Source organism: Campylobacter sp. BCW_4319 (genome assembly GCF_001764435.1).
In the GTDB taxonomy this organism is placed as follows: domain Bacteria; phylum Campylobacterota; class Campylobacteria; order Campylobacterales; family Campylobacteraceae; genus Campylobacter_D; species Campylobacter_D jejuni.
In genome coordinates this window covers 1-22,457 of the sequence record NZ_MKAQ01000014.1, presented here as the reverse complement: position 1 = coordinate 22,457, position 22,457 = coordinate 1, and the positions used below count along the sequence as shown (strand labels likewise).

At 30.1% G+C, this 22,457-nt stretch carries 22 protein-coding genes, 1 tRNA gene, 1 other RNA gene and 1 pseudogene; 16 read left to right on the top strand and 9 right to left on the bottom strand.

Translation table 11 applies throughout. The features are described 5' to 3' along the window. Positions 1-71: 71 nt before the first annotated feature. Together AJN56_RS04920 and ssrA are read left to right on the top strand one after the other, a co-directional pair. Positions 72-482, top strand: coding sequence for a hypothetical protein (locus AJN56_RS04920; RefSeq protein ID WP_002783915.1), 411 nt, complete (start codon positions 72-74; stop codon positions 480-482). Next, positions 483-841: a transfer-messenger RNA gene (gene ssrA, locus AJN56_RS04915) on the top strand. Between the two features lie 84 nt (positions 842-925). Here ssrA and AJN56_RS04910 read toward each other — a convergent pair. Beyond that, positions 926-3,010 (bottom strand): RNA degradosome polyphosphate kinase, encoded by a 2,085-nt coding sequence (locus tag AJN56_RS04910; RefSeq protein ID WP_002860421.1) that lies wholly within the window; start codon positions 3,008-3,010, stop codon positions 926-928. 187 nt (positions 3,011-3,197) lie between these two features. Here AJN56_RS04910 and nrfH point away from each other — a divergent pair, with 187 nt between their 5' ends. The 4 genes from nrfH (at position 3,198) to AJN56_RS04890 (ending at position 6,403) form a co-directional block, all read left to right on the top strand. Next, entirely contained in the window at positions 3,198-3,713 is a 516-nt protein-coding gene (gene nrfH / locus AJN56_RS04905; RefSeq protein ID WP_010891930.1) for a cytochrome c nitrite reductase small subunit, read from the top strand. Between the two features lie 14 nt (positions 3,714-3,727). Next, complete coding sequence (locus AJN56_RS04900) at positions 3,728-5,560, top strand: ammonia-forming cytochrome c nitrite reductase subunit c552 (protein ID WP_002869320.1); 1,833 nt, start codon at positions 3,728-3,730, stop codon at positions 5,558-5,560. A gap of 135 nt (positions 5,561-5,695) precedes the next feature. Further along, a complete protein-coding gene (locus tag AJN56_RS04895) occupies positions 5,696-6,250 on the top strand; it encodes a hypothetical protein (protein ID WP_070246316.1) in 555 nt (184 codons plus the stop codon). Between the two features lie 63 nt (positions 6,251-6,313). After that, positions 6,314-6,403: transfer RNA gene (locus tag AJN56_RS04890), tRNA-Ser, on the top strand. Positions 6,404-6,609: 206 nt separating this feature from the next. Here AJN56_RS04890 and AJN56_RS04885 read toward each other — a convergent pair. The 8 genes from AJN56_RS04885 to AJN56_RS04850 all read right to left on the bottom strand — a co-directional run bounded on the left by AJN56_RS04885 (position 6,610) and on the right by AJN56_RS04850 (position 12,573). Next, entirely contained in the window at positions 6,610-6,891 is a 282-nt protein-coding gene (locus AJN56_RS04885) for a type II toxin-antitoxin system RelE/ParE family toxin (RefSeq protein ID WP_009882907.1), read from the bottom strand. Then, a complete protein-coding gene (locus AJN56_RS04880; RefSeq protein WP_002856036.1) occupies positions 6,892-7,113 on the bottom strand; it encodes a hypothetical protein in 222 nt (73 codons plus the stop codon). Between the two features lie 153 nt (positions 7,114-7,266). After that, positions 7,267-8,259 (bottom strand): enterochelin ABC transporter substrate-binding protein CeuB, encoded by a 993-nt coding sequence (ceuB, locus tag AJN56_RS04875; RefSeq protein ID WP_002856494.1) that lies wholly within the window; start codon positions 8,257-8,259, stop codon positions 7,267-7,269. A 12-nt stretch (positions 8,260-8,271) separates the two neighbouring features. Next, on the bottom strand, positions 8,272-9,027 hold the full coding sequence (locus AJN56_RS04870; protein WP_070246313.1) for an ABC transporter ATP-binding protein: 756 nt from the start codon (positions 9,025-9,027) through the stop codon (positions 8,272-8,274). After that, positions 9,024-9,962, bottom strand: coding sequence for an iron chelate uptake ABC transporter family permease subunit (locus AJN56_RS04865; protein WP_002867309.1), 939 nt, complete (start codon positions 9,960-9,962; stop codon positions 9,024-9,026). The genes AJN56_RS04870 and AJN56_RS04865 overlap by 4 nt, the downstream gene beginning before the upstream one ends. Next, positions 9,955-10,923, bottom strand: coding sequence for an ABC transporter permease (locus AJN56_RS04860; protein WP_002869322.1), 969 nt, complete (start codon positions 10,921-10,923; stop codon positions 9,955-9,957). Before AJN56_RS04860 ends, AJN56_RS04865 begins: the two co-directional genes overlap by 8 nt. 88 nt (positions 10,924-11,011) lie before the next feature. Then, positions 11,012-12,001 carry a phospholipase A gene (locus tag AJN56_RS04855; protein ID WP_002855844.1) on the bottom strand — a complete coding sequence of 330 codons (990 nt, stop codon included), beginning with the start codon at positions 11,999-12,001 and terminating at the stop codon, positions 11,012-11,014. Further along, positions 11,998-12,573: a molybdenum cofactor guanylyltransferase gene (locus AJN56_RS04850; RefSeq protein WP_002855734.1), complete on the bottom strand. Its 576-nt coding sequence runs from the start codon at positions 12,571-12,573 to the stop codon at positions 11,998-12,000. The genes AJN56_RS04855 and AJN56_RS04850 overlap by 4 nt, the downstream gene beginning before the upstream one ends. A 61-nt stretch (positions 12,574-12,634) precedes the next feature. Here AJN56_RS04850 and AJN56_RS04845 point away from each other — a divergent pair, with 61 nt between their 5' ends. From AJN56_RS04845 to AJN56_RS04800, 10 genes and pseudogenes are all read left to right on the top strand, one after another. Further along, positions 12,635-13,942 carry an NFACT RNA binding domain-containing protein gene (locus tag AJN56_RS04845; RefSeq protein ID WP_002856257.1) on the top strand — a complete coding sequence of 436 codons (1,308 nt, stop codon included), beginning with the start codon at positions 12,635-12,637 and terminating at the stop codon, positions 13,940-13,942. Position 13,943: 1 nt separating this feature from the next. After that, positions 13,944-14,282, top strand: a complete 339-nt coding sequence (locus AJN56_RS04840; RefSeq protein WP_002855905.1) for a hypothetical protein — start codon at positions 13,944-13,946, stop codon at positions 14,280-14,282. An 8-nt stretch (positions 14,283-14,290) separates the two neighbouring features. Then, the gene (locus AJN56_RS04835) at positions 14,291-15,016 is read left to right on the top strand and encodes a phosphatidate cytidylyltransferase (RefSeq protein ID WP_002869324.1); all 726 of its coding nucleotides are present in this window, start codon (positions 14,291-14,293) and stop codon (positions 15,014-15,016) included. Next, positions 15,013-16,083 (top strand): 1-deoxy-D-xylulose-5-phosphate reductoisomerase, encoded by a 1,071-nt coding sequence (gene dxr, locus AJN56_RS04830; RefSeq protein ID WP_070246311.1) that lies wholly within the window; start codon positions 15,013-15,015, stop codon positions 16,081-16,083. Before AJN56_RS04835 ends, dxr begins: the two co-directional genes overlap by 4 nt. 1 nt (position 16,084) lies before the next feature. Continuing rightward, on the top strand, positions 16,085-17,479 hold the full coding sequence (locus AJN56_RS04825; RefSeq protein ID WP_002869326.1) for a M99 family carboxypeptidase catalytic domain-containing protein: 1,395 nt from the start codon (positions 16,085-16,087) through the stop codon (positions 17,477-17,479). After that, positions 17,476-18,483, top strand: a complete 1,008-nt coding sequence (gene tsaD / locus AJN56_RS04820) for a tRNA (adenosine(37)-N6)-threonylcarbamoyltransferase complex transferase subunit TsaD (protein ID WP_002867317.1) — start codon at positions 17,476-17,478, stop codon at positions 18,481-18,483. The genes AJN56_RS04825 and tsaD overlap by 4 nt, the downstream gene beginning before the upstream one ends. Then, positions 18,484-18,999: a type II secretion system protein gene (locus tag AJN56_RS04815; protein WP_002893981.1), complete on the top strand. Its 516-nt coding sequence runs from the start codon at positions 18,484-18,486 to the stop codon at positions 18,997-18,999. Further along, positions 18,999-20,249, top strand: a complete 1,251-nt coding sequence (locus tag AJN56_RS04810) for a DUF2920 family protein (RefSeq protein WP_057041484.1) — start codon at positions 18,999-19,001, stop codon at positions 20,247-20,249. The genes AJN56_RS04815 and AJN56_RS04810 overlap by 1 nt, the downstream gene beginning before the upstream one ends. An 11-nt stretch (positions 20,250-20,260) precedes the next feature. Continuing rightward, positions 20,261-22,087: a motility associated factor glycosyltransferase family protein gene (locus AJN56_RS04805; RefSeq protein ID WP_052806428.1), complete on the top strand. Its 1,827-nt coding sequence runs from the start codon at positions 20,261-20,263 to the stop codon at positions 22,085-22,087. A gap of 82 nt (positions 22,088-22,169) precedes the next feature. After that, positions 22,170-22,457: pseudogene (locus AJN56_RS04800) on the top strand (flagellin); the annotation flags it as partial.

Genomic DNA, 22,457 nt, shown 5'->3' with positions numbered 1-22,457 from the left:
AAAAATTAAAATAAGATTTTAGCTAAAATTTGCTAGAATTTACATTAAACTTTAATGATTATGGTTTAAAAATGGGAATTTTAACAAAATTAGAATTAGATTATGAAATTGACGATATAGAAAAATTTTTACAATTTTTTAGAACCATGTGCGATAGGTTTGAACCTTTAATCATCAAGCTTGGAAGCGATAGTGTGCGTTATAAAGAAGCCATAAAAGAGCTTGAAACTTTAGCACACAATACCGCTTGGGCAGCAAGACGCTTAAATCTTGAAGAAGTGACTGATTTTTGTGTATTTTGTGAAGAGATGATGGCGCAAGCAAATCGCTTTAATGGGCCTGCTAGTGATGAATTTACGGATTGGATGCTTTTGATGAGTGATCAGTTTGAAAAATATTGTCGTTCATATGAAAATGATGATTCTGTTTTAGCGGTTTTTAATCCTTTAATTGTTAATGTTCCAAATATTATTTCTAAATAAGGGAGCGACTTGGCTTCGACAGGAGTAAGTCTGCTTAGATGGCATGTCGCTTTGGGCAAAGCGTAAAAAGCCCAAATAAAATTAAACGCAAACAACGTTAAATTCGCTCCTGCTTACGCTAAAGCTGCGTAAGTTCAGTTGAGCCTGAAATTTAAGTCATACTATCTAGCTTAATTTTCGGTCATTTTTGATAGTGTAGCCTTGCGTTTGACAAGCGTTGAGGTGAAATAAAGTCTTAGCCTTGCTTTTGAGTTTTGGAAGATGAGCGAAGTAGGGTGAAGTAGTCATCTTTGCTAAGCATGTAGAGGTCTTTGTGGGATTATTTTTGGACAGGGGTTCGATTCCCCTCGCTTCCACCAGTTTTAAATCAATGTTTATTGAAATTTGAAGATTAATAAAAATTCATAGTTTAAAGTTTTTAAGGTGTAAAACCCTAAAAACTTTTAGTTTTCCTTAAAAAGTTTGGAAGCTAAGTGCGTTGCACGACTTTGATCTGTATCTTTTTTAAGTGTTTTATAAATTTTACTTACATATTCTTCTAAGGTTTGTTGAGAATCTATGATTTTTTCAGAAGAAGGAATTTTTTCATACTCTCCATTGTTTTTAAGCTCATAAGCTAAAACATTATCACTAAGTTGCAAGCGTAAAAATTGAGCTAATTTAGCTTTACTTCTTTCATCATATATAGGAGTCATAAGTTCTAAGCGACGCTCTAAATTTCTTGGCATCCAATCTGCACTCGATATAAAATAATTTGGCTCACTATGTTTAAAATAAAATACTCTAGCATGTTCTAAGTATTTTCCTATGATGCTTCTAACGCGTATGTTTTTGCTGTATTCTTCATCAGGTTTTAAGCAACAAATTCCGCGTATGATAAGATCGATTTGCACTCCTTCCATACTTGCTTCATAAAGCGCTTGTATGATATCACTATCTACAAGAGAATTCATTTTAGCTACAATCACACCTTCATTTTTCTTGCTTGTTTCAATGCGTATCATTTCTAAAACTTTTTCTTTGATTTGATTTGGGCTCATTGAAAGAGTTTGAAGGCGACGATTTTTGCTAAAGCCCGATAAGATGTGAAAAAAGCTTGTCGTATCTCTTGCAAATTCTGCTTTGCTTGTAAAATAACTCACATCAGTATAGATTTTAGCACTGCTTGCATTATAATTTCCCGTACTTAAATGCATATAAAATTTAAGTTTATCTCCTTGTTTGCGTATGACTTGAGAAACCTTAGCGTGGACTTTAAAACCTGTAATGCCATAAATAACATGAGCTCCGGCATTTTCTAAAGCTTTTGCCCAATGAAGATTGTTTTCTTCATCAAAGCGTGCTTTTAATTCTACCATCACAGTTACTTGTTTTCCATCGCTTGCAGCATCAATTAAAGCTTGAACTATATTGGAATTTTTTTCAACTCTATAAAGTGTCATTCTTATGGAAATTACTTCAGGATCTTTGCTTGCTTCTTTGATAAATTTATAAACTGGATCAAAACTTTCAAAAGGTTGTATAATGAGTATATCTTCTTTTTCTACAGCATCAAAAATAGATAAATTCTCATCAAAAGGTGGTAAAGTTTTAGGCGTGTAAAGTGGGCTTAAAAGATGCGTAAAGGTTTTATTTCCTGCGATTTGCCAAAGGCTAGGGAGATTGAGTAAAATAGAATATTCATAAACATCTTTATGAAAAATTTTCATGTGAGTATTAAGAAATTCTACGATTTGCTCATCTGCATCTTTTTGAATTTGCAATCTTACAAAAGCTCCTTTTCTGCGAAGCTTCAAGCCTTGTTCTAAAATCATCATAAAATCATCAGCTTCTTCCTCTTCTATTACCATATCTGCATTTCTAGTCACTCTAAATGCTGCTGAAGCTAAGAGTTTATAGCCTGGAAAAATTTCTTCTGCGTGTTGATGGACTATACTTTCTATAGGAACATAAATATTTGCACTTACTTCATAAAAACGAGGTAAAACTCTTGGAATTCTAATCATTCCAAATTTTACAAGTTCAGGATGCGCTTTATCGCAAATTTTAACCGCTAGTGAAAAAGATAAGTTGTTTAAATGCGGAAAAGGGTGAGTAGCATCAACAGCTATTGGAACAATAACAGGAAAAATATTAGAGAAAAAATACTCATCACATTTTTGTTTTAAATTTTCATCTAAATTCTCATAATGTTTTATGAAAAGATTTTCTTTTTCTAATTCACTTGTGATTTCATTAAAATAACGCTCCAAAAGTTCTTTTTCTTGGTGTAAATATTTGCGTATGGCTTTTAATTGTTGTAACGGGGTCATTTCATCGCTACTGCTTGCATTAACTCCAGCTGAAAAAAGTTGTTTTAAGCCTGCGACGCGTATCATATAAAATTCATCTAAATTAGTGCAATATATAGCTATAAATTTTAATTTTTCTAACAAGGGTAAATTTTTAGAACATTGGTCTAAAACACGAGAATTAAAGCGAAGCCAAGAAAGTTCGCGATTGATAAACATATCAGGACTTGTTTGCATTAATTTTTCCTTTTTTAGTTGTATTTTATCATTTATTTTGAAATTATTGAATAAAAGTTTTAAATTTTTTAGGTTAATTAAGAGTAAATATATCTTTAAAATTATATTAAATTCATCTATGTTAGAATCACAAAATTTATTTCTGGGAAATTCTGTGACATTGTTGTTTCATTGAAGATTTTAAGAAATGATAATTTTAAGGAGGAAAATTTTGAAGAAAACTTCGAATCTTTTTACTATTTTTCTTGTTTTGCTTTTTGTTTTCTTTGCGGTTGGGTTTTATACCTTTTATAACGCTAAGGGCACATCTTATTTAAGCAATGCAAGTGAATCTTGTAATAACTGCCATATTATGAATGAAGTTTATAACGAATACATGGCAGGGCCGCACTCTCAAAAAGTCAAAGGCGAACCAAGAGCAACTTGCGTGGATTGCCATTTGCCACATAATTTTGTAGCTAAGTGGATAGCTAAGGCTCAAAGTGGTTTAGGGCATGCTTATGCTTTTACTTTTAAACTTGATGAGTTGCCTACAAATTTGAGTGCGACTGAAAAAAGCAGAAAAATGGTGCAAGAAAACTGCATACGCTGTCATGCAGATTTTGCTCAAACGGCTATCAATGCTACAACAAATCCACATGCAGACAAGTCATTAAATTGTGCTTCTTGTCATAAAGATGTTGGACATAAACACGGAATTTAATAAGGAGAAGATGAATGAAAAAAAATATTTTACGCTTAGGTATTGTCGTTTTGGTTTTACTTATAGCGGGAGTTTTATGGCTAAACAATGATATCAATCAAAAAAAAGAAGATGAAGCAAATAAAAATGCCATTGCAGCAAATGCTGATTTTTCTTTGCTTAGTGATGATGATCCAAATTTTGAAAAATGGGGTAAGGTTTTTCCAGAACAACTAAAAATGTATTTAACGGTTGAAAAAGAAGAGCCTAAGACTACTGAATTTGGTGGTAATTTAGCTTATTCAAAATTGATTCGCTTTCCTCAATTAACCATACTTTGGGCAGGATATCCTTTTAGCCTTGATTTCAATGAAGAAAGAGGGCATTTTTGGGTTCAAGTAGATCAAATGAAAACAGCAAGAAACAACAAAGATTTTCTTAATGCCCATGGACTTGCTGCTTTTAAAGGTCAACCTGCAGCTTGTATGAATTGTCATAGTGGATGGACTCCATGGCTTATAAAAAATGTTGCTAAAGGGGATTTTACTGCTTTTAACTCTACAAATTATTGGACTATGATTAAAAATATCCCAGCTGTTGATGGTATAGTAGAAAATTCACCTGAACATGCAGGCCCACATGGTGGTAAAAGAATGGGTGTAACTTGTGCAGATTGTCACAATCCAAATGATATGAGTTTAAGACTTACTCGTCCAGCAGCTATTAATGCTTTAGTTTCTAGAGGATATGAAAAAGATCCAGTACAAGGCGTAAAAGCTACAAGAGAAGAAATGAGAACTTTAGTTTGCTCTCAATGCCATGTTGAATACTATTTTAAACCAACAGGGAAAAAAGTAAAAGTAATGGGTGAAACTATTGTAGATGATAGTTCTAAAAAATGGTGGAATGGAACTCAGAAAAATTATGATGAGTATGAGTTTTGGAGAGATGGTAATAAAGCTAAAGAGATTGAAACCGATGGTATAGTTTTAACTTTTCCTTGGAGTGAATGGAAAAAAGGACAACCATTTAGAATTGAAATGCTAGATGATTATTATGATAAAGTTCGTGGAGTATTTGGAGCTGATTTTACTCATAAATTAACAGGAGCGCAAATTATTAAAATTCAACATCCAGAAAGTGAACTTTATAGTGGCGGTGTGCATGCTGCAAATGGGGTAAGTTGCGTGGATTGTCATATGCCTTATGTTAGAGAAGGAGCTAAAAAGGTTACTCAACACAACATCACTTCTCCTTTAAGAGATATTAACTCTGCTTGTAAGTCTTGTCATAAACAAAGCGAAGATTATTTAAAAGCTCAAGTGCTTGACATACAAAATAGCGTTGCGCATGATCAAAGAACTGCAGAGTACGCAATTGTTAGTTTGATTATGGATACTAAAAAACTACGCGATGAGCTAGGTAATATGGAAAAATTCCAAAGCGATGGAAAAGCTGATGCGAAAAAAATTAGTGAAGAGCTAAAAGAAGTTTTAGAACTTCATCGTAAAGCTCAAATGAGAGCGGATTTTGTTAATGCTGAAAACTCAACTGGTTTCCATAATCCTCGCGAAGCTTCAAGAATGTTATTGCAAGCTGTTGATATGGCAAGAATGGGACAAACTAAACTTGTAGAAATTGCAGCGGCAAATGGAATTAAAGATTTTAAAACTTCAAATTTAGGTTTTGAAGATATTCAAAAATTTAATCCAGGAGAGCTTTATTATAAAGTAGATGTTAATAATCATAAAGCTGGAGAGCGTTACTATGCAGATGAAAAAGATGTTAATGGCAATCCTCCAAAAGAACTTTTAGAGCATGATAAAGAGCTTGCTCCTTATAATTATCAAGTGATTGATAAAAAATAATTCTTAAGCCCTATAATCATAGGGCTTTTTCTTTTCTTTGTTTTAAAAAATATAAACTTTTTATTTAAAATTCACTTTTGCTTCACTTTGTTTTGTCAAAATATCACAAATTTTGATAATCAAAAAGGAGTTAAAATGATCAATAAAAATAAATTGTTTAGACAGGTTCATATCTATCTTAGTTTGTTCTTTTTGCCTTGTGCTTTGCTTTTTGCTTTAACGGGTATAGCATATATTTTTGGTATTAATCAAGATGTGGGCTTAAAAGTTGAGCAGTATCAATTGTCAAAAGTTATAGAAAGTGGTAAAGAAAGAGAAGCTTTAATAGAGTATTTAAAAACAAATGGTTTAAAAGTACCATCTAATACAAATATAATTAAAAGTAAAGATAAAGGTATAACAATAGGTGGAACTCATTATAGTGCTAATATAACTCAAAATTCTACTAATGAATACAATATTACCTTAAAAACAAGATCTTTACTTGGAGATATGATTATGCTTCATAAAGATAAGGGTGCTTGGTATTTTTCTGTGCTTAGCGTAGGCTTTGGTATTACTTTATTTATGCTTTATATTTCAGGGCTTATGATTACTTTGTTTGCAAATAAAAAAGATAGAAGTAAACAATTTGCAGTTCTTGGAGCAGGGGTTGTTGTAACTTTGCTTTTGGCTTATCTTAGCCTTTGATTTTTCCTAGCTTTTTAAGCTAGGTATTATTTATTTTTTTGTATAATCACACTTTACTTTATTGGACAGATGGGTGAGCGGCTGAAACCACACCCCTGCTAAGGGTGCAGATCTTAACGGGTCTCGAGGGTTCAAATCCCTCTCTGTCCGCCACTAAAACTTTATTGAAAATTCCAAGTATTTATATATCAACATTATATATTTGAAAAAAGAATAATCTAGAACTATAATAAATAAATATTATTCTAAAATTGGAAAATAATCCATTAGAAAATAAGATATTTTGGAATTATTTAAGAAATTAGATGAAAAAGAATGCTAATATGGAAGTAAGAATTCTAAAAAAATAAAATATAAAATCAATCCCAAAGATTACTTTTATATATGCCTAAAATCACAATTTCATTTTTACTTTTATCGATAAGATAAGGGATAATATAACCTTTAAAAATCAAATCTCTTATATTTTCATTATCAAAAGACAAAGATTTTCTATTTTTATAAGGCATAAAAGAAAGATTTCTACAAATTGGATAAATATCATTAAGAAATTCTTTAGCATAAAAAGAACTATCTAAGTTTATAAAATTAACAATATGCCTAAGCTCATTTTTAAATTTAGGAGTTGGAACAATTTTCATTTATTCTAAATCTTTTCTAATATCATTAAAAGTTTCATCAAAATCTAAAGTCTTTAATTTACCTTGCTTATAAAGTTCTATATCCTTTTTATAACCATCAATTCTTATTTTATGTTCTAAATAACTTAAAGCAAGTTCTAAAACTTCTTTTTCACTTAAATTGTTATCTTTACAATAATTAGTTAAAAAATGTTGTGTTTCTTTTGAAAATTCTAAGTTCATTTTTTACTCCTTTTTAAAGATTTATTATAACATAAAAATATTTTTATTTAAAAAAAGGTTCAAATCCCTCTCTGTCCGCCACTAAAACTTTCTTGAAAATCCCAAATATTTTATTAAGTATTAAAGCAAGAGACTAGCCCTTGCGAGGTTGTATTATTTTACAGCGTTTTTGATTTCTAAAATCATAGTTTTTAAAGACTCTAGTCCATTTCCACTTGCTAAATACCAGTATTCTGGATCAAGATAGATAATTTTTTTGTTTTGTGCTGCTTTGGTTTTAGCGACAAGCGCATTATCGAGTATGCCTTGCGCTCGTTCTTTGTTGCCTACAATGATATTTCTATCAATAACAAAAATATAATCAGGATTTTTTTCTAATATAAATTCAGAATTGATACTTTTACCGTGAGTGCCTACTTTTATATTCTCATCTACTGCGTTAATCCCTAAAACATCGTGAATAATCCCAAAGCGAGATTGAGGACCAAAGGCTGAAATTTTGTTAGAATTTGTAAGAATAATAAGAGCTTTTTTATCTTCATCAACTATACTTTTGGCTTTTTCAATTTCATTTTTAATATCTGAAATTTTTTCCAAAGCTTCTTTTTCCAAACCATAAAGTTTTGCAACGCTTAAGACATTGTTTTCAAAAGAGCTTAAAAAATTTGCATTATCAAGACCTACAAATAAAGTTGGAGCTATTTCTTTTAATTTATCATAAAATTTACTTTGTCGTCCGGAAATGATGATAAGATCAGGTTTTAAAGCATTAATGGCTTCAAAATCAACTTGCTGTACTCCACCTACACTAGGTTTGTTTTTAAATTGTTGTAGGTATTTTGGTAAATTTTTAGCAGGAACGCCTGCGACTCTATCGTTTAATTTTAAAGCATCAAAAGTATCTAAAATTCCAAGATCTAAGATCACTACCTTAGAAGGATTTTTAGGGATTTTATTTTCTCCTAGACTATCCTTCACTAAAAAACTATCACCCTCATCACTCATGCTGATAGGTAAAACTTTCACCGTAGCAGTGTTGGTTTTTGTTGTAGAACTTGCGTTGTTTTCATTTGAGTTTGAATTACAAGCTGTTAAGATTAGACTTAAAAAAAATGCAAAAAATGCAAAAACTAAAGATTTTTTCATATTTTCTCCTTTTTAAAAATAAATACAAATTTTCTTACCATCAATTTGACTTACGGGTATATCCATATCATAAATTTGTTTTAAATTTTCTTGATTGATGATTTCATCTTTTGAACCTTGTTTTAAAAGCTTCCCATCTTTTAAGGCTATGATTTCATCAGAATAAATCGAAGCAAAATTAATATCATGCAATACAACAGCTATACTTTTGTTAAAGTCTTTGACTAAATTTTTCATTAGTTGCATGATTTGTACGCTATGCTTCATATCAAGATTGTTTAAAGGCTCATCAAATATTATAAATTCAGTATCTTGAGCGATAATCATGGCTATAAAAGCTCTTTGTTTTTGTCCGCCGCTTAATGCATCTAAAAATTCATTTCTTAAGTTGCTAAGTCCCATGTATTCTAAAGCTTCATTGATTTTGATTTTATCGTTTGCATTAAGTCTTCCTTGAGAATGCGGAAAACGCCCAAAAGCGACTAATTCTTCAACTTTTAATCTTAAATTGATATTGTTTTGTTGTTTGAGAATGGAAATTTTTTGTGCTAAGATTTGCTCTTTATAGTCTTTTAAATTCATTCCATCGATATAAATTTCTCCACTACTAGGTTTTATCAAACGACTTGCTAGAGCTAAAAGAGTGGATTTTCCAGCGCCATTGGCTCCTATTATAGAAGTGATTTTGCCTTTATGAAAATCAAGGCTAAGATCTGAAATAATGGCTTTATTATCATAAAATTTGGTGATATTTTTTAGTTTAATCATAATTTATTACCCTTTAATACAAGATAGATAAAATATATCCCACCTAAGAAATTAATAACCACGCTTATAGTGGCATTATAATCAAAAACTCTAGAGACAAAAAATACCCCTCCAAGCAAAGCTAAAATGCTAATGAGTATGCAAGCGCTTAGTAAAATACTATGCTTTGCAGTTTTAAATAGCTCGTAAGTGATATTTACCACCAAAAGCCCCAAAAAGGTTATAGGACCTACAAGTGCGGTGCTAATAGAAGTTAAAATAGCTATGATAATCATCAATTGTTTTGAAATTTTTTGATAATTTATCCCTAAATTTATCGCTAAATCTTTGCCTAAATTTAAAGGATCTAAAAATTTCATGTAGCGAAAAATCCATATAAAACTTAAAAAGCTAATGATATAAGCAAGAATTAAAACATCAAAAGCAATATTATCAAAACTAGCAAACATTCTTCCTTGTATTACCATGAATTCATCAGGGTCGATTAATACTTCAAAAAAAGAGCTTAAAGTGCTAAAAAGTGTCCCAAAAACTAAGCCTAAAAGCATGATAAGATAAATACTTCTATCGCTACTAAATAAAATTTTATAAAGTCCTAGTGAAAAAACCACCATACAAACTAGAGTGATTAAAAAATTGATATCGTTTTTATAAACACTTAAATTAGCTGCACCAAAAGAAAAGATAAGAGCACTTTGAAGTAACATATATAAAGAATCTAATCCTATGATGGCAGGGGTTAGAATTTTGTTATTGCATAAAGTTTGAAAGATTACTGTTGAAACAGCGATACAAATAGCTACTATGATAATAGCTGCAATTTGTAAAAAACGACTTTTTAAGGCATACTCATCAAAGCCATTTAAACCCACAAGTATAAAAATCCCTATCATACCAAGTGTTAAAAAGCTTAAAATCAGCATTTTTTTACGCATAAGCTTTCCTTTTTAGCAAAAGAAAGATAAAGATTAAAGATCCTAAAACACCTGTAGTGATACTTAAAGGCATTTCAAAAGGAAAGATGACAAGTCTTGAAATGATATCGCAAACAAGTAAAAACAAAGCTCCACAAAGTGCTATATAGATAAGATTTTTTCTAAGATTATCACCTAGATAAAGAGCTACTAAATTTGGGATAATTAGCCCTAAAAAAGGGATAATTCCAACGCTTACAATCACTAAGCTAGTGATAATGCTTACAATCATCAAGCCTAAAAATAATATCCCATTATAAGAAATTCCAAGATTTAAAGCTATATCTTCGCCCATGCCAACTATGGTGATTTTATGAGCTAAAAAATAAGCAAGTATAAAAAGTGGTAAAGAAATGTAAAGCAATTCATAATTTCCCTGCATAACATTTGCCATACTGCCTTGTAACCAGCCTTGGATATTTTGTATATAATTTAAAGCATAGGCAAAAAAAGTAGTTATAGCACTAATAATGCCTCCAAACATCAAGCCTATCAAAGGTACAAAAATCACATCTTTGAGTTTGATTTTTCTTAAAATTTGGATAAATATAAAAGAACCCAAAAGTGCAAATACAGAAGCAATGATAGCTTGGGTGAAAAAAGACGCTCCAGCAAAAAATATTAAAGAAATAAGTATGCCAAATTTAGCACAATCCATAGTCCCTGCCGTAGTTGGAGAAACGAATTTATTTTGCGTGAGTTGTTGCATGATAAGCCCGCATATACTAAGACTCATTCCCGTGAGTAAAATTGCTATAAGTCTAGGAATTCTTGTGAGGGTTATGATTTCTAGTTGAGTGGAGTTAAGATTAAGAATATCTTTTACATTGATACTGATAACTCCTATAAATAAACTTATCATTCCAAAGAATAAAAGTAAAGCTATAAGCACTTTTAAACTCAATATATGCTTAAAAAACAAATCTTTCCTTATAGTAATAATAATTATCAAAAATGAAATTGTAATGAAATTTGTTTTAAGAAATGATAAAACAACTACAAAGGATATTTTAGTAAGAAATCAAAAATCCAGTGGAAAGTCTTTGCAAGTGTTTGTTATAGTCTATAAGGCTTTCTCCATAGCCATTAAAGTATTGTAAATACCAATAAATTCCGTTATTAAAAATATCATATCCTAGATCAACTTGTATAGCACCTTTGTTATCGTGGAATTTAAGATTGTTTCTTAGCATGAGATTGATAAAATAATCATCGCCCAAATACGCTAAATTCACATCAAAATTTCCCATATAATGCAAGATAGCAGGATTATCATCATCTTTTTTGCTTTCAGGAATTCTATACCAAAGGCGTGGAACAAATAAAAATTTATTATATAAAATAGCCGTAGATACATAAATTCTATTCCATGAGCGAGATTGTAAATTCTCATCTCCCTTGCCATTGCTTTCATGCAATATACCTACGCGTAGATTGTTAAAAAATTCATAATCTTTAAGATACAAAGGAAAATCTATAAAAAATTCTGGTTGATAGTTGGTTTCTCTAAAAGGAGAAGAATGCTCATAAATTTGCCACCAAGAAGTTTGAGTATAGGCTATATAATATTTTTCATCTAGTCCTAGTAAATTTTCAAAAAGTCTTTTTTTAACACTAAGTTGAAATTTCGCCTCACTCTTATTATTATTTGTTCCTAAAGAATTAAAACTATAAGCAAAAGGTAAAAAATAATTCATCTTATAAGAGCTAATGCCAAGGGGATTAAAGCTTTCATTTTCACCAAGATAATTAGCCAAAGCTAAGCGAGAAAAGTCTTGTTTTTCTTCTTTTTTTATAGTGATAGAATTTTGCGTTTGTGTTGTTTGGCTTGAGTTGTTTTGTTCTTGAGAAATCAAAACAGATGAATTTTTTAAAGCGAGTTTTTTGTAAATTTCCATAGCTTTTTTATAATCGCCTTGTTTTTCATACTCTAAAGCTTGCTGTAAATCACTAGCCCATATAAAAACGCATAAGTTTAAAAATAAAGCAATTTTTCTCATTTTAACTCGCTTTTAAATTTTTCATATTCTTCATAAAAATTAAGATTTAAAAAAGCATCTTCATCTTCAAATTCTACAAATTTGGTTTTAATCTCAGAAAATAAAAGTCCTATTTTTTGTTCATTTTTTTCTAAGAAATTTTTACAAGTTTGAGCTAAAGAGCTGTGATAAAAGCCACATAAGGGATGTTTATGCAAAGGGGTTTTTGCTATGATTATTTTATAGTTTTGTTCTAAAAAAGGAAGCATTTTTAAAAGCTCATTTTCACCTACTTTAGGACTATCTACACTTAAAACAAAAACAAATTCATTTTTAAAATTTGAAAGTATAGAGTAAAGCGCAAGCATAGGAGAGTAAACTTCAAATTCTAAAGAATCTTTTATCAAGCTAAAATGGTTTTCAAATTTGTCTTCTTTCGCACTCACATAGACATTTTTAAAAATTTTAGAAAATTTATTTACTTGAAATTGAGTTAAATTTTGATTTTTAAGAATCAATTTGCTTTTATCTTGTCCCATACGACTAGATTTACCACCACATAAAATCACGCAATTTAGCTCATTAAGCTGCACAAATTTCCTTTTTTAATGTAATTCTACCACAAATTCGCCAAAATATTTTATAATTTCTTTTATGAAATACACAGAACTTTTACAATTGCAAACTTTTTTTTCTCAGTTTAAAAAAATCGATTTTATCAAGCGTATCAATGATAATATTTTGGAATTAAGCTTTGATAGAGAAAGATTTATTTTTGATCTCACTCGTGCAATGAGTGTGATTTATACAGCTAAATTTAATGCAAAAAATTATAATGCACCTTTTGATTTTATGCTTAAAAAGTATTTTAGCAATGCTTTTATAAAGGAAGTTAAAGTCCTTGAAGGCAATCGTATTTTATGTTTTAGTGTAAAAGCTAATAAGGCTTATAAAAGCTATGAGAGCAAAATTTATTTTGAATTTACGGGTAAAAATACCAATGTTATTCTTACAGATGAAAAAGATTTGATCATAGAGGCTTTAAGGCACATTGATAAAAGTTATCGTGTCATAAAACCTAATGTGATTTTAGAGTCTTTAAAGCCTTATAAAATGGATGAAAATTTTGAAGAAATTAAAGACTTTGCAGATTATTTTTCTCGCAAATTTACAAGCATTTATGAGAGTAAAATCAAACAAATAAAAAATTTAAAACTTGCACAAGTGGATAAAAAAATACAAAATTTACAAGAACTTTTTTCTAGTTTAGATGAAGAAAATTCTTTACTCTTAAAAGCTTTAGAATACAGAAAAAGGGCTGATGTATTGTTTGCAAATTTGAGTGTTTTAAAAGATTATGAAAGGGAATTTAAGCTTGATGATTTTGAAGGCAAAGAGCTTGAATTTAAGCTTGAATTTAGTCCTAAGCAAAGTGCTAATTTATATTATAAAAATGCTAAAAAATTAGAACAAAAAGCTAAAAATTTAAACATACAAAGACAAAATTTAAAAGAAAAGTTAGATTTTACCTTGAGTTTGAAAGAATTATTGCTTCAAGCTAAGAGTGAGATAGAGCTTGAAATTTTACTACCTAAGAAAAATAGCAAAAAAAATCAAGATCATAAACAAGAAGATCTTGTGGCAAATTTTTATTTTAACGAGTTTAAAATTTGCGTGGGTAAAAATGAAAAAGGCAATGAATTTTTACTTAAAAATGCTAAAAAAGATGATTTGTGGCTTCATGTAAGGAATATTCCTAGTGCGCATACTTTGATTATATCAAACAAGCAAAAAATCAGCCTTGATGTGATAGAATTTGCTGCAAGGCTTTGTGTAAGCTTTTCTAAGTTAAAGAAAGGTTCGTATTGGGTCGATTATACCTTAAAAAATTTTGTTAAGGTTCAGCAAAAGGCGTTTGTAAATTATACAAATTTTAAAAGTATTAATATCACAAAGGATTAAAATGCCAGTTAGCCCATTAGGAAATGTCAATTATATAAATCAAAATATGGCTTATCCAGCTACACAAGCAAGCAATGAGCTTGCAAAAGAAGGTTTTGCAGCTACGCTAAATATGGCTGAATTTAATGAAAAAGAAAAAACTTTGAACAAGCTTGAAAAAGTCAATGAGACTCATGAAATCAAAGAAGAGATCAAAGAAAAAGCCGAACAAGAAGAAAAAAAGAAAAAACACAATCAAGAAGCTAAAACCAGCGATGATGAGAAAAATGAAGAAGATGAGTCTAAAGATCCAAATTTTAAAGACGCACAAAGCATTCATCGCTTAGATATTAGTATATAAGGAAAAATATGTTTAATACAACTAGAATTATTTCAGCTCTTGTGATGATAGGGGCTATTATTATTATCGCGTTGATTGATCAATTTTTTATCAATTTTATCGTTTTTGCGGTTTTATTGTATTTATCTTTTAGTGAAGCAAAAAAACTTTTTGCTTTAGAAAATATTTCTATTATCCCTTTGGCTATAGCTTTTATTTTGGGAAGTTTATCGCATAAAGCTTTGCTTTTTGGGATTTTAGCTTTGTTATTAGTCGTTGGATCTTTGGTTTATAAAAAGGCTTCCTTAAAACCAGCTCTTATTTATATTTATCCTAGTTTGCCTATTTTAGCACTTTGGCAAGTGTATTTAGATCAGGGTATGTTTGCGCTTTTTTGGCTTATCATTATCGTTGCAGCTTGTGATAGTGGGGCGTATTTTATCGGAAAACTTATGGGTAAAACTCCTTTTTCTCCAACAAGTCCAAACAAAACCTTAGAAGGTGTTATAGGTGGCTTGATTTGTGCGAGTGTTATTGGAACTATTTTGGGAGTTTTTGTTTATAGTTTTTGGCTTTCTTTACTTTGTTCGTTTTTTGTAGCGATTTTTGCAGTGATTGGAGATTTGCTTGAGAGTTATTTTAAAAGAGAAGCAGGTGTAAAAGATAGTGGAGATCTTATCCCTGGTCATGGAGGTGTGCTTGATAGGATTGATGCAGTGATCATTGCTGCTTTTGTGATGGTTGCTTTTTTATGATACTTTTTGGAAGCACGGGCAGCATAGGAGTAAACGCTCTTAAACTTGCTGCTTTAAAAAACATTCGTATTTCTGCTTTAGCTTGCGGGGATAACATCGCTCTTTTAAATGAGCAAATCGCAAGGTTTAAACCCAAATTTGTTGCCATAAAAGATTCAAAAAATAAGCATTTAGTTAAACACAATAGAGTTTTTATAGGGCAAGAAGGTTTAGAGCAAATTTTAACAGAATGTCAAGACAAACTTTTACTCAATGCCATTGTAGGTTTTGCAGGACTTAAAAGCACTTTAAAGGCTAAAGAGCTTGGCAAAAACATAGCTTTAGCTAACAAAGAAAGTCTTGTAGTAGCTGGGAGTTTTTTGAAAGGGGCTAAATTTTTACCCGTTGATAGTGAGCATGCAGCTTTAAAATTTTTACTCGAAGGTAAAAAAAATATAGCAAAACTTTATATCACAGCAAGCGGCGGAGCTTTTTATAAGTATAAAATCAAAGATTTAAATCAAGTCAGTCTCAAAGATGCTTTAAAACATCCTAATTGGAACATGGGAGCAAAGATCACTATAGATAGTGCGACTATGGCAAATAAGCTTTTTGAGATTATAGAGGCTTATCATTTATATGATTTTAAAGAAATTGATGCTTTAATAGAACCAAGATCTTTAGTGCATGCAATGTGTGAATTTAAAAATGGAGCTAGCACGGCGTATTTTTCAAAAGCAGATATGAAACTAGCTATTTCAGATGCTATATTTGAAAAACAAGATACGCCTATTTTAGAGGCTATTGATTTTAGCAAAATACCTGCTTTAAAATTTCATCCAATCAGCACAAAAAAATATCCTATTTTTAAGCTTAAAAATACATTTTTAAAAGAGCCAAATTTAGGTGTTATCATCAATGCTGCTAATGAAGTTGGTGTTTATAATTTTTTAGAAAATAAAAGTGGATTTTTAGATATCGCTAAATGCATTTTTAAAGCCCTTGATCATTTTGGAGTGCCTAAAATTTCAAGTATAGAAGAGGTTTTTGAGTATGATTTTAAAACAAGAGAGTATTTAAGGAGTTAAAATGAAAATTTTTTTAACAATTTTATTTTTTATAACAAGCATTTTTGCTTTAGATCTAGACTTTAGCGTAGGAGAAAATGGAAAAAGTCTAGATGATAATAATACAGTTTTAATTTTTGGTGGAATTCAAGGTGATGAGCCTGGTGGATTTCATGCGGCAAGTTTGCTTTTGAGTGATTATAATATCACCAAGGGTAAGATTATAGTGGCTCCAAATTTAGCTTTTGATAGCATTATCAAGCGTTCGCGTGGGAATAATGGGGATTTAAACCGTAAATTTGCAAGCATTAGCCCAAAGGATCCTGATTATAAAACCGTGCAACGCATTAAAGAGCTTATTTTACTTCCTGAAGTTAGTATGGTGATCAATCTTCACGATGGTTGGGGTTTTTATAAACCTACTTATATCGATGCGATGCAAAATCCTAAGCGTTGGGGAAATTCAAGCGTGATTGACACAAGTGAAATCAATGCAAGCAAATACCCTGATCTTGAAAATATCGCCACTCAAACCGTAAATAGTGTCAATTCTTCACTTGCTGATCCAAAGCATGCTTATCATCTGAAAAACACCAAAACCCAAGAGCTTGGCGATATGGAAATGCTTAAAGCTTTGACTTATTTTGTGATTTCAAATCACAAAGCCGCTTTTGCAAATGAAGCAAGTAAAAATCTGCCTGTAAATTTAAGAGCTTATTATCATCTTTTGGCAATTGAAAATTATTTAAAAACTGCAGGAATTGAATTTAGCAGAGATTTTGAACTCACTCCACAAGGGGTTGATAAAGCCATAAATAAAGAGCTTGAAGTAAAGCTTTTTAATGATAGAATTTTACTTTCTTTAAAAAATCCAAGAAAGGTTATCAACTATGTGCCTTTTCCGGTAAATAAAGAGTTAAATTATAACACAAGCAATGAACTTACCGCTGTTATCGCAGAAGGAAATTCCTTTTATATCCAGTATGGCAATCGTTTTCAAACAAGATTATATCCTGAGTATTTAGAATTTAGCGATGCTTTTAATGAAGTAACTTTTCAAGTTGATGGCAATGAAACCACCGTTCCTTTTGGAACCAAAGTAAAAGTCAAAGAGAATTTTCTTATTCCAAAGATAGCTAATGTGCGCGTAAATATCATAGGCTTTGATCATGGAAAAGATGAAAGTGGTATTTTAGTTCATAAAAAAAATATGCAAACACAATACTCTTTAGACATGGCAGGTAAAATTTATAGAGTGGAATTTTATGAGTTAAGAGGAGCGAATTTGCAACAACTTTTAGAGGCAAATACCAATAGCAAGTTGATCAAAAATGCTAAAAATTTGGATTTAAACACTCTTAAAATGGCAAGATCAAAAGATAAATTCTTAGGTTCTATTTTAGTGGAATTTGAATGAAAAATCTTATCCTAGCTATAGAAAGTTCTTGTGATGATAGTTCTATAGCTATCATTGATAAAAACACATTAGAATGTAAATTTCATAAAAAAATTTCTCAAGAATTAGATCATAGTATCTATGGGGGAGTGGTGCCTGAACTTGCTGCAAGACTTCATAGCGAGGCTTTGCCAAAGATACTTAAGCAATGCAATGGGCATTTTAAAAATCTTTGTGCCATAGCTGTGACAAATGAGCCTGGGCTTAGCGTTTCTTTGCTCAGTGGAATTTCTATGGCAAAAACCTTAGCAAGTGCTCTAAATTTACCCTTAATCCCTATAAACCATCTTAAAGGTCATATTTATAGTCTTTTTTTGGAAGAAAAAATTTCTTTAGATATGGGAATTTTGCTTGTTAGTGGTGGGCATACTATGGTGCTATATCTTAAAGATGATGCAAACTTAGAGCTTTTAGCAAGCACAAATGATGATAGCTTTGGAGAAAGTTTTGATAAAGTGGCTAAAATGATGAATTTAGGTTACCCTGGTGGGGTCATCATAGAAAATTTAGCAAAAAATGCCAAACTTAAAAATATCTCTTTTAACATACCTTTAAAGCATTCTAAAGAACTCGCTTATAGTTTTTCAGGGCTTAAAAATGCAGTGCGTTTGGAAATTTTAAAGCATGAAAATTTAAGCGATGATATAAAAGCAGAAATAGCTTATGCCTTCGAAAATACGGCTTGTGATCATATCATGGATAAATTAGAAAAAATTTTTAATCTTTATAAATTTAAAAATTTTGGCGTTGTAGGCGGAGCTAGTGCAAACCTTAACTTGCGTTCGCGTTTGCAAAATTTATGTCAAAAATATAATGCAAATTTAAAACTAGCTCCTTTAAAATTCTGCTCCGATAATGCTTTGATGATAGCAAGAGCCGCAGTTGATGCTTATGAAAAAAAGGAATTTGTAAGCGTAGAAGAAGATATTTTAAGCCCTAAAAATAAAAATTTTTCAAGGATATAGATGAGAAAAGCTTTTACTATATTAGAACTTGTTTTTGTGATTGTTATTTTAGGAATTTTAGCCGCTATTGCTTTACCAAAAATGAGTTCAAGCAAGGATGAAGCTGAAGTTAGCAAGTCTTTAAACAACATTAAAACTTTGATCAACGATATAAGCATTTATACTTTAAAAAATGATCATTTAAGCTCTATAAAAACGATGAGTAATGTAAGTGGGGTTGAAAATGTCGATCTTGGCAATTTCAATGGCACAAAAGAAGTAAATTTTCGCGTAGGCGATGATAAAGAATGCTTAAAACTTGTTTTTATAAATAAAGCTGATTTTATACTCATGGGAATTTCAAGCAATGAAGCAAGCAAAAATGCTATCATCAACGCAGCCAATCAAAGCCATGAAGATTTAGAAAATATAGACTTTACAAGCTCTTCTAGTAACAAAGCTTGCGTGATCTTAAGTAAGAATGAAAATTTTAAAAACCTAGCGAGTAAAACTTATCTTTTAATAGGGGGAATGTAATGATAGTGAGTAAAACTTATGAGATTGACTCTTGTGATGATGTAGAACTTGGTATAAAAAGAGAATCAAAGCTTGAATTTAAGCTTTGTTTTGATGATGAAAAAGAAGTAAAAGCTTTAGTGTTTATTATCCCTGGGCTTGGTGGAGATGCGGATGAAAATTACCGTGAACACTTAGCTGAATTTGTAGCAGGCGAATTTAATGTGGCTGTAGTGAGTGCAAATTACCATTGTATAGGTAATCGTCCTCAAACAGGTGCGACTTTTTATCTAGATGATATAGATAAGCTTATTTTAAAAACAAGTTGTGAAGCCGCGGATATCAAGCTTCCTTATGATGTTGATAAAATTCAAGACTACAAACAAATGAGTGAAATTTTTCATTTTGTAAATAATCAAATAGTTGAAGGCAAGCAAAAAGGTAATTTTACACCAAATTATTTTTTAAATTTGCATGTGAGTTTGCAACCGACAAAAAACGAGTATCAAAATTTTGGGATCATGCAAGCTCAAGATCTTTTAAATGTCGCACTTTACCTTAAAAAACACGCTCCTTTTGATACTATGGGGGGGGGTATACCAGTTATTATGATAGGTAGTTCTCATGGAGGGTATTTAGCACATTTAGCCGCTAAAATTGCTCCTTGGCTTGTAGATGGAGTAATAGATAATTCAAGTTATGCTAAATTTCTTTGGAAGCTTGTTGGGTTTGGTAAAGAAGTTGATTTTATGGAATATTCAGAGTTTGGTACTTTTGATTTTTTTCAAAATATTAGAGTTTGTTGTTCTAGCAAAACTTTTTGGACAAGTAATTCAAGCTCAAATAATTTTTTTTCAATGCCAAGAAGAATGATAAGATATATCTTAGAACCAAAGCATCTTGAAATTCAAGCAAATTATCCAAAACCATGCTATACAAGCTATCATTCTTTTTATGATAAAGAAATAGCTCCACCTGATGAAAAATTAGAACTTTACAAATATTTAGAACAATTTGGGTTTGATGCAGATCTTTATATGATAAAAAATCCAGATCAAGTTGATGGTAGATTTATCAAAAGTTTAGAACATGGCATGGGAATGTCTATAAAAACTTTAATTTCCAAAGAACTTCCTTTAATGTTAGAAAAAATAAAACAAAATCTAAAAAAAGATTGCAAAGAAAAATATATCTCTTATCCTTGTGAGGATTTGTTGTATCAATTTAGCGAAAAAGATGACAAAATATTGTTAAAGATAGATAAAATTTAAGGAAAACTTTCATGACCATACTAGAAAAAAACATACAAGCTTTATTAAGCGGAGTAAATGAACCCTTAGGAAATAAACTTTTAAATTTCATACAAAATAAAACTTGTTCTCGTTTTAACATAGATGAAAATTTAAATATCTTTGATAAAACTCATAATGTTTTCATGTATGAAAACTTAGAAGAAGAAATAAATTTTTTCTATCAAAGTATTTTAGAAAAAACTCCTAGATATCCTTTTATATGTATTTATGGTATAGGCAATGCTTTACTGATTAAAAATTTAGCTAAACACTATAAACATCTTTTTGTATTTGAAAGCGAAATAGAACTTTTTATCCTAGCTTTAAGCATGATAGATTTGAGTGAGGAGCTTTGTAGTGGAAAAATTTATCTTGTGGATATCAAAGAAGAAAGAGTAAATTTACAACTTAGGATACTTTTTGATCAAAATGATATGTTTTTATGGTTAAATATTTATGAAATGTTTATTAATCATAAATTTTATGAAAAATATTATTATGAAGAAATTCTAAATACAGATAAAATTATATATGAAAATATTAATCTTGTAATAAGAAATTTAGATCCTGACTCTAAAATTTCTTTGTCTTGTTATGAGAATTTTTACAAAAATATACCTTTAATGTTGAAAAATATACCTTTTAAAAGAATTATTGACGAAAGAAAAGGACTTTTTGAAAGTTGTATAGTTGTATGTGCTGGTCCTAGCCTTCAAAAGCAAATTCCATTATTAAAACAATATCAAGAAAATTTTGTGATTTTTTGTGTTGATGGAGCTTATCCTTTGCTTGTAAAACACGATATAACTCCTGATTATGTGTTAAATCTTGATTTTGAAGAATATCCGCTTAAATTTTTCAAAGAAGTTAATCCAGAAAATAAAACCTTATTTATATTATCGGCAAGTACTCATCCTAGTGTGGTTGATTATCTTTATAAAAAACAAATTCCTTTATCTATAGCATTAAACGACAATCTTCCTTATCAAAATCTCCATATTGATGAATTTGGCTATCTTGAATTTGGAACCCATGTTGGACATGCTTGTTATGCTTTAGCGATTGCTTTAAAATTTAAAAATATAATTATTATTGGACAAGATTTATCTTATGATAAACAAGGAAATTCTCATTTTGATAGTTTTGATTTGGGAAGTGATATAGATGCAACCTTAAATATTCCTACATTAAAAACAATTGCCTATGGAGGCTTAGGAGAAGTTTTAACACATTTAGCTTGGGATGATTATAAAAGAAAATTGGAAGATTTATTTGCAAGAAATTTAGAATTAAATTTTTTTAATGCTACAGAAGGTGGAGCTAGAATAGAATTTGCAAAAGAGCTTGACTTCAAGTCGTGTTGTAAGAAATTTGCAAATTTAAATAATAAATCAAATAAATATTTACCAAAAACTTTAACAACCAATCGTGGTGCTAAAATTTTAAATAAAATTTTAGCAACTTTCAAAAGGGAAAAACAAAATACTTTAATTTGCTTAGAACATGCTATAAGGTTAAATGATGTATTGAAAATAATTTTAGCTAGCGATAGAAAATTCCCTATAGATTTTTTAAAAAATACATATGAAAGTATTGCAAAATTTGAAATTTTTTTGGAAGAAAATTCTTTTTTAAATGATGGTGTTTTAAAAGGAGTTATTTTTCATAAAGGTAAATTATTGAGTGAAGTTATTGTTAGTAAAATTGAAGATGAAAGAGAGTATTTATTAATATACTTGACATTTTATAAACAGTGGCTTGAAATTTTTATTTGCAGATTCCAATTAAAATGCGATATTTATAATTTTTTAGTTTAAGGTATAAATTTTTAAAAAAAAGTAACGATATAGCATTTAACAAGCTCATGGATGAGTTTGAAATTATTTAAAAGGATTTAAAATGGGATTTCGTATTAACACAAATGTTGCAGCATTGAATGCAAAAGCAAACTCTGATCTTAATGCTAAAAGTTTAGATGCTTCTTTAAGCAGACTTAGTTCAGGTCTTAGAATTAACTCAGCAGCAGATGATGCTTCAGGGATGGCGATAGCAGATAGCTTAAGATCTCAAGCAAATACTTTAGGTCAAGCTATATCAAATGGTAATGATGCTTTAGGTATCTTACAAACTGCAGATAAAGCTATGGATGAGCAATTAAAAATTCTTGATACTATCAAGACTAAAGCT